17 protein-coding genes are annotated in these 12,912 nt (G+C 69.0%); 10 read left to right on the top strand and 7 right to left on the bottom strand.

Annotated features, from left to right (window positions below; genetic code table 11):
• Both WA805_RS29115 and WA805_RS29110 read left to right on the top strand, forming a co-directional pair.
• Positions 1-846 (top strand): alpha/beta fold hydrolase (locus tag WA805_RS29115; RefSeq protein WP_425243920.1); only part of this gene is annotated, 846 nt, incomplete at its 5' end.
• Between the two features lie 237 nt (positions 847-1,083).
• On the top strand, positions 1,084-1,599 hold the full coding sequence (locus WA805_RS29110; protein ID WP_424559351.1) for a GNAT family N-acetyltransferase: 516 nt from the start codon (positions 1,084-1,086) through the stop codon (positions 1,597-1,599).
• Here the strand turns inward: WA805_RS29110 and WA805_RS29105 are convergent.
• The gene (locus WA805_RS29105) at positions 1,571-2,275 is read right to left on the bottom strand and encodes an alpha/beta fold hydrolase (protein ID WP_422280298.1); all 705 of its coding nucleotides are present in this window, start codon (positions 2,273-2,275) and stop codon (positions 1,571-1,573) included. The two genes, WA805_RS29110 and WA805_RS29105, sit on opposite strands and share 29 nt — an antisense overlap.
• Before the next feature lie 178 nt (positions 2,276-2,453).
• Here WA805_RS29105 and WA805_RS29100 point away from each other — a divergent pair, with 178 nt between their 5' ends.
• Genes WA805_RS29100 through WA805_RS29090 form a run of 3 tightly spaced genes read left to right on the top strand, consistent with a single transcriptional unit; the run spans position 2,454 to position 3,779 of the window.
• Entirely contained in the window at positions 2,454-2,651 is a 198-nt protein-coding gene (locus tag WA805_RS29100) for a hypothetical protein (protein ID WP_422280296.1), read from the top strand.
• A gap of 56 nt (positions 2,652-2,707) precedes the next feature.
• On the top strand, positions 2,708-3,142 hold the full coding sequence (locus tag WA805_RS29095) for a VOC family protein (protein WP_422290302.1): 435 nt from the start codon (positions 2,708-2,710) through the stop codon (positions 3,140-3,142).
• A 22-nt stretch (positions 3,143-3,164) separates the two neighbouring features.
• On the top strand, positions 3,165-3,779 hold the full coding sequence (locus WA805_RS29090; protein ID WP_422340553.1) for a VOC family protein: 615 nt from the start codon (positions 3,165-3,167) through the stop codon (positions 3,777-3,779).
• A gap of 7 nt (positions 3,780-3,786) precedes the next feature.
• Here the strand turns inward: WA805_RS29090 and WA805_RS29085 are convergent, their stop codons facing one another.
• Together WA805_RS29085 and WA805_RS29080 are read right to left on the bottom strand one after the other, a co-directional pair.
• Positions 3,787-4,524, bottom strand: a complete 738-nt coding sequence (locus tag WA805_RS29085; RefSeq protein ID WP_422285780.1) for a hypothetical protein — start codon at positions 4,522-4,524, stop codon at positions 3,787-3,789.
• 67 nt (positions 4,525-4,591) lie between these two features.
• Positions 4,592-5,047, bottom strand: a complete 456-nt coding sequence (locus WA805_RS29080) for a DNA polymerase ligase N-terminal domain-containing protein (RefSeq protein ID WP_422285779.1) — start codon at positions 5,045-5,047, stop codon at positions 4,592-4,594.
• A 75-nt stretch (positions 5,048-5,122) separates the two neighbouring features.
• Between WA805_RS29080 and WA805_RS29075 the strand changes: the two genes are divergently transcribed.
• Positions 5,123-5,497, top strand: a complete 375-nt coding sequence (locus WA805_RS29075; RefSeq protein ID WP_422285778.1) for a VOC family protein — start codon at positions 5,123-5,125, stop codon at positions 5,495-5,497.
• Here the strand turns inward: WA805_RS29075 and WA805_RS29070 are convergent.
• The gene (locus tag WA805_RS29070; protein ID WP_422285777.1) at positions 5,494-6,255 is read right to left on the bottom strand and encodes a class I SAM-dependent methyltransferase; all 762 of its coding nucleotides are present in this window, start codon (positions 6,253-6,255) and stop codon (positions 5,494-5,496) included. The two genes, WA805_RS29075 and WA805_RS29070, sit on opposite strands and share 4 nt — an antisense overlap.
• Positions 6,256-6,452: 197 nt before the next feature.
• Between WA805_RS29070 and WA805_RS29065 the strand changes: the two genes are divergently transcribed.
• Together WA805_RS29065 and WA805_RS29060 are read left to right on the top strand one after the other, a co-directional pair.
• Complete coding sequence (locus tag WA805_RS29065; protein WP_422272244.1) at positions 6,453-7,343, top strand: mechanosensitive ion channel family protein; 891 nt, start codon at positions 6,453-6,455, stop codon at positions 7,341-7,343.
• Positions 7,344-7,892: 549 nt separating this feature from the next.
• Positions 7,893-8,366: a hypothetical protein gene (locus WA805_RS29060; protein WP_422272242.1), complete on the top strand. Its 474-nt coding sequence runs from the start codon at positions 7,893-7,895 to the stop codon at positions 8,364-8,366.
• An 88-nt stretch (positions 8,367-8,454) separates the two neighbouring features.
• Here WA805_RS29060 and WA805_RS29055 read toward each other — a convergent pair whose 3' ends face one another.
• The gene (locus WA805_RS29055) at positions 8,455-9,858 is read right to left on the bottom strand and encodes an aldehyde dehydrogenase family protein (protein WP_422272240.1); all 1,404 of its coding nucleotides are present in this window, start codon (positions 9,856-9,858) and stop codon (positions 8,455-8,457) included.
• A gap of 184 nt (positions 9,859-10,042) precedes the next feature.
• On the opposite strand from WA805_RS29055, the gene WA805_RS29050 reads away from it, so the two are divergent.
• Both WA805_RS29050 and WA805_RS29045 read left to right on the top strand, forming a co-directional pair.
• Complete coding sequence (locus tag WA805_RS29050; protein ID WP_422272238.1) at positions 10,043-10,837, top strand: SDR family NAD(P)-dependent oxidoreductase; 795 nt, start codon at positions 10,043-10,045, stop codon at positions 10,835-10,837.
• A gap of 156 nt (positions 10,838-10,993) precedes the next feature.
• Positions 10,994-11,167 carry a hypothetical protein gene (locus tag WA805_RS29045; protein ID WP_422272236.1) on the top strand — a complete coding sequence of 58 codons (174 nt, stop codon included), beginning with the start codon at positions 10,994-10,996 and terminating at the stop codon, positions 11,165-11,167.
• Positions 11,168-11,194: 27 nt separating this feature from the next.
• Here the strand turns inward: WA805_RS29045 and WA805_RS29040 are convergent, their stop codons facing one another.
• A complete protein-coding gene (locus tag WA805_RS29040) occupies positions 11,195-12,391 on the bottom strand; it encodes a helix-turn-helix domain-containing protein (RefSeq protein WP_422272234.1) in 1,197 nt (398 codons plus the stop codon).
• A 36-nt stretch (positions 12,392-12,427) separates the two neighbouring features.
• A partial coding sequence (locus WA805_RS29035; RefSeq protein WP_425238811.1) for a CAP domain-containing protein occupies positions 12,428-12,912 on the bottom strand: 485 nt, incomplete at its 5' end.

Raw genomic sequence — 12,912 nt, 5'->3', positions numbered from 1 at the left:
ACTGCCCGAATCACGCAGCCAGGCAGGCTGCGGCTCATTATCGCGGCTGTAATCGTGGCCATTGCCGGCTTGGTCATCCCGCTCAGCCAGAGCGCGTCGGCCCGTACAGCCGAGGCTGCCGCTGCGGGTGACGGCCCTAAGCCCACCATCGTGCTGGTGCACGGAGCGTGGGCCGACACCAGCAGCTGGGATGGCGTCATCCAGCGCCTGCAGGCTGACGGCTACACCGTGTACGCGCCGCCGAACCCGCTCCAGGGCCTGGCCTACGACCCGGCCTACCTGGCGGACTTCCTGCACAGCATCTCCGGTCCCATCGTGCTGGTGGGGCACTCCTATGGCGGGGCCGTTATCACCAACGCCGCCACCGGCGACCCGCAGGTCAAAGCCCTCGTTTACGTAGACGCCTTCGCGCCCGCGCAGGGCCAGACCCTCGAGCAGTTGCTCACCGCCTATCCCGGGTCGTGCGCCGTGCCCGCGAACCTGAATGTGGTTCCGTTCCCTGGCGCCCCCAGCGGCGTGGGTGACGCCTATATCAAGCAGAGCGTGTTCCCCAGCTGCATGGCCAACGGCCTGCCCGCCACGGAGGCCAATGTGCTCGCCGTCACCCAGCTGCCGCTGTCAACGATCGCGCTGACCCAGCAGACCGGTGTCCCGGCGTGGAAGACCATCCCGTCCTGGGCCGTAGTGGGCACCGTCGACCACGCCATCCCGCTGGCGTTGCAGCTAGCCATGGCCAACACGGCGCACGCCCATATCACCAGAGTAGATGCGCCGCACCTATCCATGATCTCCAATCCCGGTACCGTGACGAACGTGATCCTGCAAGCCGTCCGGGCGACCTCCTGACCTAGGCTCGGCGTGCCGGATGCCACGCGGCAACCCTCTGGGGCGCGTGGCATCCGGCGCGTGCGGATACCTGGCCGTAGCGACGCGCCCGGCTGCGACCCGGTCACTGAGCTTGCGGTCAGGACTCGATATCCACGATCACGTGCCACACGCGTTCAGGCGCGGCGGCAATGTCGATCGCACAGTGTTCGGCTGCGACATACCGATGCTAGTTATGCCGTCGTGGAGACTGGAGCAGTGATCCGTCTTGCCGAGCCGCCGCAGCTGGTGTGGCCGACCGTGGACGTCAGGGTGTCCTATCTCGTGGGAGAACAGGCCGACTGCATGCTGCGAGGCACGCCGATGCATTGGCTGGAGGCGGCCAGCGAGGACTTCGCCAGGTTCGTCGCCGCCCGGCGCGGGGTCCAGATCCGCTGGGGAGTGCCGTCCACGGTCTTCTGGTATGTCTCCGGCGAGTACTACCTGGGCACGCTCGTCGTCCGGCATCAGCTCACCCCTGAACTGGCCGAGACCGGCGGCCACATCGGATACCACGTGGTGGCGCCATGGCGGCGCCAGGGTCACGCGACCCGGATGCTGGCCGCGGGGCTGGAGCAATGCCGCGGGCTAGGGCTGGACCGGGTACTGGTGACCTGCGCCATCGACAATGAGCCATCGCGCCGGGTGATCCTGGCCAACGGCGGCGTGCCGGACGGTCAGCAGGACGGCGAAGACCGCTTCTGGATCAGCCTCGGCCGCGGCCGCCATTCCTGAGTTCGGCCGCGTAGCTGGCGAGGCGGTCGGCGAGGCCGGCTGGGTTGCTGAGCGCGACCAGGTGCCCGCCGGGAATCTGGTCGGCGTCGATGCCGAGCCGCTCTTTGGCGACGCGGCGCTGGAACTCAGCGGGAAAGAAGCGGTCGTCGGCGCCGGCCAGCACCTTGATCGGGATGCCGGGCCAGCGCCGGAACGCACACGGCTGCCGGAAGGGAGTATCGGCGGGCTCACGGGGCGGTCCGGCGGCTGTCAGTACGGCCAGGGCCCGGGACGACAGGTCGTGCAGGAAATGGGTGCTGGCGTCAAACTCGCCGCTACGGCCTGCGGCCGCGTCGGCCGCGCGGCGCGCCTCTCCGGCCCCGGTGTTCTCGAACCACTGGCCCGGGGTCTCGCCGGGGTCGGGGATCATGGCGTTCAGCAGCACGATCATCGCGACCGGTTTGCCGACCATCGGCGCGGTGAACCCGCCCATCGACTGGGCGACCAGCACCACCTCCCGCCGGTCGCCGATCGCCTGGTCGACGATCCTGGCATAGTCCGGCAAGCCCAGTGCCGGGTCGTCCTCGGCGATGTCCACCGCGGTCGCCTGGTGGCCCCGCCGCTCCAGTTCGGGCACCAGCAGTGCCCAGTAGGCCGCCTGACCGCCAGCGCCGGGCACCAGCACGAACAAGGTCATCTATGCCACCGTCCCCTCCACGCGCTCCGCGGGCTCTTCAACGTAAGACGGCGCGGCACGGCTGGACTCATCGCGCCTGCCGGATGCCCGGCTATGAACCAATTGGCGTGTTCGCCGGTATGCTCCACGACAGGATCACCTTGCTCTGGGTCAAGCGGGTGGCGGCCGGGAGGTCGGGATGCACATCGGATCGGTGCTGCTCGTCATATGGCTCGTCATCGGCGCCATCGCCGCCGGGCAGCGCGGCTACTACAGCGGGCCTGTCAGTAGCTGCACCGCGGGCGGCACGATCGCGGTAACGATTCTCGCCGGCCCGCTCAACTACCTGGGCGTCAACCCGAAGGTCAACTGCACACTCCCGCAGCCCAGCAAGTAGCCGGGCCAGCGGTGGCCCGTGGAGACGACGAAAGACCACGGCTCTATGGTGGACCGATGGCGTCGGTCAAGCAGTTTCAAGTCACCTTCGACTGCGCAGCACCTGAGCGCGTCGCTCGTTTCTGGTGCGAGGTGCTGGGGTACGTGGTACCGCCGCCACCGGAGGGGTTTGCTACCTGGGGCGATTTCGATCGCGCGCTCCCGCCTGAGCGTCAGGGTTCATGGTTCGCATGCATTGATCCCTCAGGTGCGGGCCCGCGACTGTTCTTCCAGCGTGTTCCCGAAGGCAAGGTCGTCAAGAATCGGCTGCATCTTGACGTTCGGGTCGGCACCGGGCTCGTGGGTGAAGAGCGCCTGGCCGCACTTGAGGCCGAATGCGCACGACTGGTCGCGCTCGGCGCGGTACGCGTGCGACTACTGCCTGCCGATGACGACAACGAGTCGTGCCTCGTGATGCAGGACATCGAGGGCAACGAGTTCTGTCTCGACTGATTGGTGTCGAAGTGAGGATCACGTGCTGATTGACCACCTGGTCTATGCCGCTCCCGACCTGCCCGCTGCGGTGGCCGAGGTGGAAGGGCGCTTCGGCGTCCTGGCCCAGGCCGGAGGCAAGCACGACGGGTCGGGTACCCACAACGCGTTGCTCGCGCTCGGCGCGCAGACGTATCTGGAGATCATCGCTCCCGATCCAGGACAGCCCACGCCGCCCATGCCGCGTCCCTTCGGCGTCGATGGCCTACGCCGCGGCGCCCTGGTCAGCTGGGCGCTCGCCTGCGACGACATCGACGCGGCCGTCGCCCGGGCCCGCAGCCGTGGCTATGACCCAGGTAAAGTGGCCGACGGGCAACGGGCCACGCCCACCGGAACGGTATTGCGGTGGCGGCTGACCCGTAACGCGATGCCCGGCAGCCTGATCCCGTTCCTGATCAGCTGGGGTGGCACCGACCATCCCGCCAGATCAGCGCCGCCCGGGCTCACCCTGGAAGCCTTCAACCTCGAACACCCCGATCCCCCGTCCCTCGCGCCACTGCTCACAGCCCTCGGCGCCGACGTTGAGATCAGGCCAGCGGCCGCTGCCGCATTCGTCGCGCGCCTCAGCGGCCCGAATGGCACCCACGTGCTGCGGTGACACGGCGCTAGAACCGCTGGGGAACGACCGCTTCACCGGCCGCAGGCAGGTCCAAGATGAGGGTGTCGTCCTGCTGGTGCAACCGCAGGTCACGGCCGCCAGGACCGATGCGGCTGCGGAACCGGCATGGCTGGATGTTGTAGTAGCGCCCGGCGCCATAGCGGATCCGGATTTCCCGGACACCCGGCCGCTGCCGGGCAATGAACGCGCCAAGCGGGAGGCCCTGGCGTGTGCCGGTGATGGGGGTGTGCGCATTGCCTGCGACCACCAAGGTGCCAGCACCTGCCGCGGGAGCAGCCAGGATCCGCCTGGCCATCGCCTCGTCGCGCTGAGACCAACTCCAGCCTGCCCCGGTGGTCCCGTCGAACAAGGACAGCGTCAGCGGTCCGGCTGCGGCGCGTTCCCGCAATACCGCCAGATGCCCGGCTGTGATCCGGCCATCGCCGGACCACAGCAGCGGGTGATCGGCCAGCGCTTCGCCCGCACAAAATGCCCCGGCCACAGATGCCAGGTCCTCATGCCATTCCAGGGCAAGCGCGTTCAGTCCGAACGCCTGCATGAGCGCACGAGCGATCAACGGGTTCTCCCGCACCCCGTGGACCTCGCCGAGCAGCAGCAGACCCGACTCATCCAGCGACCGACGCGCTGCCGCCAGTGCCGGCGGCTCAATCACCACGCTCAGATCCGTGACCGTGAAATCGGCAGCCGCCCGCTGCAGCGCCTCGAGCGAGGCAACGCTTGGCACACCTTCAGGATGCCACCGGCTCTTACGAGGCGAGTGGCGGGTGTGACTTGTACGCTCGCCACCTGAGTTATTCGTTCGTTAGGTCTTCCCACGTCCTGCCGCTTCGGACGCTCGCTGGCTGCTCGGCCACGATGTCCGACCCTGGTCGCGCGTGGGCATCGCGGGTCTTGACCAGAATCCAGCGGCGCTCGCCGGTGCGGGTCAAGGCGAATCCTCCAGTGAGCTTGCTGCCGTGCAGTAGGACGGACAGATGGCCAGGCTCATCACGGATGATCTCGGCGTCGCCCTCATCCCAGATGATCACCGCGCCCGTGCCGCGTGTCTGCCCGGCCCGGATCCCCTCATAGTCACCGGCGGCCAGCGAGTGATCCTCGACCGGCACAGCCAGCCGCCGGACACTGGGATCAAGCGACGGCCCTTTGGGAACCGCCCACGACCGGAGGACGTCGCCGATCCGGATCCGGAGATCGAAATGCAGCGTCGTCGCGTCGTGCAGCTGAACCACGAAGCGAGACACGGTCACGGTTGCCTCCTTCTCCGCCGACGGCCTCAACCGTAGGATCTGAATGCGAGCCTGGCTGGAAGGGCAGGGGTTGCCATGCTGGGGTCAAGCCACATCGTCGCGTTCGCCGCAGCGACTGACCTACACCGGGCGCGAGCGTTCTATGAACAGGTACTGGGCCTTCCCGTCGCCGAGCATAACGACTTCGCATGCGTGCTCGACGCGAACGGCACCATGCTCCGCATCACCGCCACCCCTGAAGTCCGCCAGGCCGGCTACACCGTCCTGGGGTGGCGGGTCACTGACATCACGGCCGCCATCCGGGGCCTGGCCGCCAGGGGTGTGGTTTTCCTGCGCTATGAGGGGATGGACCAGGATAGCGACGGTGTCTGGACCGCTCCCGGCGGAGACAAGGTGGCCTGGTTCACCGACCCTGACGGCAATGTCCTGTCGCTCACCCAGTTCGTTTAGATAGTGCGGCTCGTGGCTGCCCAGGCGGTGGCGGTGATCTCCACCGGGCCGACGGGCAGCAGGCGCCGGCACTGGTCGCGCAGCGCGGTCCGGTGATCGGGGGTCAGGGACGCCACGTAGGCGCCGGCCGGGCCGACGCCAAGGGTGAAGGGCTCCCACCAGTCGTCGAAGCTAGCATGACGGACCCGGACCGTCAGCGTGGTGGCTGCGCCCCGGTTCAGGCCGGCCTGAGTGAACAGGCTGGCCAGGTGGCCTTCGCGGACACCGGCCAGGCCGGACTCGTCGTCGGCGGCCGGATCCAGCTGGCGTACCGCGGACCAGAACGCGGCCAGCGGCCCGCGGCCGCCCGCGTGATCCCACACGCAGGCCGCTACCATTCCGCCGGGCCGGGTGACCCTGCGCATCTCTCGCAACCCCTGAACCGGGTCAGCCATGAAGTGAACGACCAGCTGCGCTAGCGCAGCGTCGAAGGTGCCGTCGGCAAATGGGAGCTGCTCGGCCGCGGCCTGACACACTTCCACTCCCGGCAGCCGTTCCCGTGCCGCCACGGCGAACGAGGCCGACGGTTCTGCCGCGCTGACCGACGCGACACCGACCCGGCTCGCCAGCTCGGCCGTCAGCGCGCCCGGCCCGCAGCCCACGTCCAGCACCCGCTGGCCATTCCCGATCCCGGCCAGATCGGCGAACCGCGGCGCCAGCGGCTCGGAGTACTGACCCATGAATCGCAGGTAGGCACCGGCGCTGACGTTGAAGCTCACCCTGGCAAATCTACGCGCGCGCCTGGGCGGGAGGCGCTGCAGGTTTTTAAACCGACCTGGGACCGCCCGTGACCAGTGACACCCTGACATTGATCGTGTGAAGTGCACCACTGAATCGATGATCGCGGGCCTGGCATCGCGCCGTGCTGCCTAGACTTGGCGGTTCGTGCAAGGACGATCCCCAGAACGGAGGCGTAGTGACGGGCGCGATCGCACCACTGGACGATTTCAGTGTCTGGGCTCGCAGCAACCTGTTGGTCATCATCCTGCTAGTCCTCGGAGCGCTCCTGCTCACGCGGCTGGCGGACTGGGCGCGCGGCCGGATCATGACCCGCATCGACGCCCGGTCGGCCGAATCCGATGCGCTGGTGCGTTCCGAGGCCGCTAAGCACCGTCACGTCGTGGCGCAGGTCGCCACCTGGGGCGCCCTCGCGATCGTCTACACCGTGACCGCCGTGCTGGTCGTGCAGAACCTCGGCATTCCGACCGCGGGCCTGGTGGCGCCGGCCGCGCTGATCAGTGCGGGACTTGGCTTCGGCCTGCAGCGGTTCGTGCAGGACATCGGCGCCGGGTTCTTCATCACCGGGGAACGGCAATACGGCTTCGGTGACGTCGTCAAGATCAATGTCACTGGCGTGTCGGAGCCTGCGTTCGGCACGGTGGAAGAGGTCACCCTCCGGGTCACCCGCATCCGGTCGGTCAGCGGCGAGGTCATCATCATGCCGAACGGTCAGATCACCCAGGTGACCAACCTGTCCAGAGACTGGGCGCGGGCCGTAATCGACATCCCCGTGCCCGCCGCGGTCGACGTGGGCCACGCCACCTACGTCCTCGAGCAGGTCGGCAAGGAGGCCTACAGCGACGAGCGGCTGCGCAAGATGATGCTCGACCAGCCCAGCGTCATGGGCGTCGAACGGATGGACGTCGACACGTTCTCGCTGCGCATGGTGGCGCGGACGCTGCCAGGCATGCAGTTCGACGTCGGCCGGGAGATTCGCGCGCTAGTCGCGGCGGCGTTCCGCAGCGAGGGCATCATCGTGTCGGCTGAGGTCGACGCCGGCCGTCCCACCTCGGATGAGGCCCCATGACCAGGGAACCACGACACCGCAACCGCCTCGCCATCGGACGCCCGCGCACGTCGACCCTCGTGCTCATCGGGCTGTTCCTCGGCTTTCTCACGCTCTACGTCTGGGTTCGGCCGATACCTGAGAGCAACACCGGGAACGTCCAGCCGGTAACTCCCACGCGCAGCCAGACGCCAGCCGCTCCGGCCTCCACCCCGACCCCCAGCCATCACACACTGTCGCCGACGCCCACTCACTCGACGGCACCCAGCGTGACCCACACACCGAGCCACACGCCGACGCCGGCCACCTCGACGGGCAACGGCACGACCACGCCGACGCCGACGACGACGTCCTTCTCGACCAGTGTCACGTCGCCGGCGTCGCCGCCCGGCTAATCGCCCGTCCAGTAATCGCGGATCCCGCCTCTGATCGGCGGTTACGGTCCCGTCGCGCAGCGTCTCATCCTGGTAACAATCACCCGCTGTGGCGCACCATCGCGGGCGGCTGCGCGTCTTATCCGGTGGAGGAAACGGATACGGAGGCTGTTTTGAGATGACCGGGGCTAATCTCATGAAACCCCTGACCTTTGCCGCTTGCGCAGCCGTCGTCGCCGCCCTGGCTGGATGCACGGGTTCCTCATCCACCAACCCGCTCGCGGAGCACACCCTGCATGGCACGCTGACCTGCCAGTCGGTGCTGGTCAGCGGCAACACCGTGGCGAACGAGGTCAGCACGCTCTTCACCGACAACCAGGCGATCAGCGGACAGTGGGCAAATGCCGAGGCCGAGATCAACACCACGGCCACCGCGGCGCAGGTTCAGGCCATCACCGATCTGCTCGCCACGGTGAGCGACCTGGGCACAGGAACTGGAGCCACGGGCAGCCTCGTCCCCGCTGTCGTTTCGCTGGACAACAACGCGAAGAAGCTCACGAACACCGGCGCGTCCGGCTGGCGGTCCGCCGGCCCCGCCGTCAGCTCCGACATCTCCACCCTGAACAAGACCTGCGCCGCGGACGTGACCGGCCAGTCCCACGTGGGCTAAACCAGGCGCCGGTTGCGCACCACCGGCTTGACGCGGAGCATCCGGCGCCGCGTTCGACCTGTCCGGCGGCCGGGCGGTTTACTGAGGCCTAGCCGCTGATGACCTGCGGGACGGATACGGCTTTCAGTCCCTCGACGCCGAACTCCAGGCCGTATCCGGAGCGCTTGGCGCCGCCGAACGGGACGCGCGGGTCGATGCCGCCGTGGCTGTTGATCCACACCGTCCCGGCTTGCAGGCGCGCGGCGATGGCGAGGGCCGTGTCGCGGTCGGCGGACCACACCGACGCGCCGAGGCCGACGTCGACGCCGTTGGCCCACTCGACGGCCTGCTCCAGGTCGGTGTACCTGATGATGGGCAGCGCGGGGCCGAACTGCTCCTCCTGCACCAGCGGCGCGGCGTTGTCGATGTCGGCGATCAGGGTCTTGGGGTAGAAGTAGCCGGGAGCGGCGGCGTCCGGGTCGCCGCCCATGACGACGCGCGCGCCGCGTACCTTGGCGTCTTCGACCAGCCGGTTGACGACGTTCCACTGCATCTGGTTCTGCAGCGGGCCGAGGACGTTCCCCTCGTCGAGGCCGACGCCCATCGGGATCTTGGCCGCGAGGGCGGCGAGCGCGTCCACGACCTCGTCGTAGATGGCGTCCGGCACGTACAGCCGCTTCATCGCGGCACAGGTCTGGCCGTTGTTGATGAACGCGCCCCAGAACAGGCCCTCGGCGATCGCCTGCGGGTCGACGTCGGGCAGCACGATGGCCGCGTCGTTGCCGCCAAGCTCCAGGGTGAGCCGGGGCATGTTCCCCGCCGACGCCTCGATGACCTTCATCCCGGTCTTGACCGAACCGGTGAACATCACCTTGCCGACACGCGGGTCACGGACCAGGGCGTCGCCCACGTCGCCGGCCCCGGTGACGGCGGTCAGCACGCCGGGCGGCAGCGCCTCGTTGAGGACCGCCGCGATGGCGAGGCCGGTGAGCGTGGTGTACTCGCTCGGCTTCTGGACCACCGTGTTGCCCATCCGCAGCGCCGGGGCGATCTGCCAGCAGGCGATGATCATCGGCCAGTTCCACGGGGTGATCGCCCCCACCACGCCAATCGGCCGGTAGTGCAGCTCGGCGCGGCTCTGGCCGTCGTCGACGAGGACCTCGACGGGCAGCGGCGTGCTGGCGGTGGCCCGCACCCACGCGGCGCAGCCCGCCGCCTCGTACCTGGCGCCCAGCCCGTTCATGGTCTTGCCCTGCTCCCGGCTCACCACGTAAGCAAGCTCCTCGGCGTGCGCGTCGATGGCGTCCGCCGCCCGCATGAGCGCGGCACAGCGCTCCTGGTCGTCCAGCGCGGCCCAGCCGGGCTGAGCTTTCGCGGCCGTGTCGACTGCCGCCGCCACCTCGCCGGGCGTGCCGAACGCGATCCGTCCGATCACCTCGCCGGTCGCCGGGTCCTTGATCTCCGTGCCGTGGCCCGCGCTGACGCGGGCGAGCAGGGCCGCTCGTTCTTCCATGGGGGCCTCCTCGGGCGACATTTATAGTCACACTGTGACTACACGTCCTGCCTGGCGTCGTCAAGGTGCTGCGCGGCCACGCCGGATACCCGTCATTCAGAGAGACGATCCCCGCGGGATGACCGCGGCGGCACCGGGATGCTGAGATGGACGCTATGCCTGCTATCCCGAAGGGAGAAGCCTGATGGATTACGGACTGGCGGGACGGACGGTCATCGTCACCGGCGCGGCGCGCGGCCAGGGCGCCGCGGAAGCGGAGATCCTCGTTCGCGAGGGTGCGCGGGTCGTCGGCGCGGACATCCTCGACGACGAGGGCAAGGCGCTCGCGGAACGGCTCACCGAGCTCGGCCCTGGCGCGATGGAGTACTGGCACCTGGACGTCTCCAGCGCGGAGGAGTGGGCGGCGCTCGCGGCGCACCTGGCCGGCGGCCCCGTCCACGGCCTGGTCAACAACGCGGGCGTGCCCTACCGGGCGCGGCTGCTGACCATGGACCTGGCGGGCTGGGAGCGGGTGATCGGGATCAACCTCACCGGGGCCATGCTCGGCATGCAGGCGATGGTTCCGCTGATGCCGGACAACGACGGCGCGTCGATCGTCAACATCGGCTCGATCGCCGGCCTCACCGCGCACTTCGCGCTCGCCTACACGGTCTCGAAGTGGGGGCTGCGCGGCCTGACGAAGGCCGCCGCGCTCGAGCTCGCGCCGCGCGGCATCCGGGTCAACATCGTGCACCCGGGTCCGATCGACACCCCGATCCTGGACGGCGCGGACCCGGTCTTCGTGCAGTCCAGCATCGAGCAGACCCTGGCGGGCCGGGAGGGACAGCCCGAGGAGGTCGCCGACGTGGTCGTGTTCCTGCTGTCGGCCCGCGCGTCCTACCTCAACGGCGCGGAGATCCCTGTCGACGGCGGGCATACCTCGCACGGCGGCGCGAAGGCCATCACCGACGCCCTCGCCAGGGCTCACGGCACCGCGTGACGGCCGGCTGCCCGCCACCATTCCCGGTGACGTAACAAGGCACCCTGGCGGCGGGGAAATAACCAAGTCGGATGGCAGCCCTTCACATGGAAGGGCCGGACCTGGGTAGCAAGCGCCTGAATTCGTCTCGGGATGCTACTGGTAGAGGATGGGATCATGAGGCTTTTCCGGAGGACCGAGCGGCCCGTGCGGGCCAGCAGGAAGCCAAGCCGCGGCGAGCGGCGCGCTGCCGAGCGCACCGCGCAGGCCGAGGCCACGCTCGCGCAGACCGAGCAGCAGATCCACGACCTTGCCGACGAAGTGCGCCGTGACCTGAAGGGCTCGGCGTAGCCAGGGCCCTTACCTGAGTCCGGCTCTTCACTCGGCGGAGGCGGACCGCTGGTCTCTGGAAATGGTCTCCCACGCGACCGCGAGGAGCACGAGCGTCCGGTCCCGGTGCTCCGTGAGGGACAGGCGGGTCAGCTTCTCAATCCTGCTGATCCGGTAGCGCAGCGTGTTGACCTGCAACTGCAGCGCGGCAGCGGTCGCCGCGGTGTCGAACCCGTGGGCAGCAAGGCATCGCAGGGTGACCGCCAGGTCCATGGGATCGGCTCGTTCCAGCCGGCCAAAGACCCGCCGGACGATGCGGTCGGCGACTTCTGGTGTCTCCGCGACCAGCAGTTCAGGCAGAAAGTCATCGGCTGACACACGTCCCCGGCACCCAGACCGGGCCGCGATAGCAGTCAGCGCCCGCAGATTCTCGGCCGCCACCCCGAGGCGGGCGCGGGGGGTGGCCGGATCCTGGGCGAGGAGCAGCCGCGGATCGGCGAGGAACGTGCTCCAGCCGAATCCCGGCGACATCAACCCGGTGACGCGGATCCCCTCGGTGAACGCGAGCGCCCCGGCGGTGCGCAATCGCGCCGCGAGGCCGACGTGGTCGGCGACCGAAGCCCCGGCGAGCTGCGCGGTAAACGGGCAGGCGGGTGCGGCCAGATCGGACTCGAGCCCGGCAGCGCGGTCACGGTCCTCGATCGTCACGGGCACCTGTGCGCAGAGGCGATCGAACAGCGCGCGGGCACGCAGGTCGCCGGCCGCGGCCGACGAGTCCTCCTGGTCCGGGTGCGCCTGCGCGAACACCCTCACGACCATGTCGACATAGTCCTCGAGGTAACCCCAGACCATGTCCGCCCGCGCGGTCAGCAGCGAGCGGTCGTCCTCGCCCGCCAGGTCGAGCAGCGCCTCCCAGAACATCCGGGCGCCGCGACGGTAGACGAGCACGCTGTCGTCGAGCGGCTGGCCGGCAGCGGCCCGGGCCCGCATCAGTTCGTGCAGATCGGAGAGAACATGCTCATCCGGCGGAGTCCCGTTGATCATCCAGCGCAAGGTCAGATCGACATTCCAGCGAACCATCGCGCCCCTGTCCACCGGCCAGAAGAAACGCGAATAAGCGGGCAGCTGACGGATCCCGATCTCCATCCGGCGTACGACCACGCCGACGTCGAAACGCCCGAGAACGCGCCGCAAGTCACTGTCTGACTTGCCATCATCGACTGGAAGGTGCGCGTTCACGCTCACGATCTTTCCACGCGTCCCCGATCCGGGAACCTGGGCTCAGTTGGAGAAGTCCTGGGTGAGCCAGACGGTGCCGGAGCTGTCGCGGTAGACAGCGATCCCGATGTGGGTGAACGAGCTGCTCAGGATGTTCAGCCGGTGGCCGTCATCCGGCGGCTGCTCGTTGAGCATGGACTGGGTCAGGCCGACCGCCATCTGGGCGATGGCCGCGTCGGTGTCGGCCACGGGGCCGCCCTCGCCGATGTTCTCTCCGGCGGAGGTCCAGTCGACCCCGGCGGCGGTCTCGCGGTCACCGAGCGGTGCCTCGCCCGGGCATTGATGGGAGAGCCCGCAGCCGTCGGCCATCAGCAGGTTGTGCTGGGATGAGCTGGTTTCCAGGCCTGAGGTGATCGTCAGCGCGGGCAGCCCGGCCGCGGAGCGGGCCTGGTTGATCAGCGCGAGCACCTGCGCGGCGGCGGTGCCGCCCGCAGCCGCGGACGGGCTAGCCGAGACGGCCGGGCTCCCCGAAGCGGACGGTGCGGTCG

It is taken from the genome of Trebonia sp. (assembly GCF_049794275.1).
Lineage (GTDB): Bacteria > Actinomycetota > Actinomycetes > Streptosporangiales > Streptosporangiaceae > Trebonia.
The sequence above is the reverse complement of the archived record's forward strand: the minus strand, read 5'-3'. Positions and strand labels throughout refer to the sequence as shown.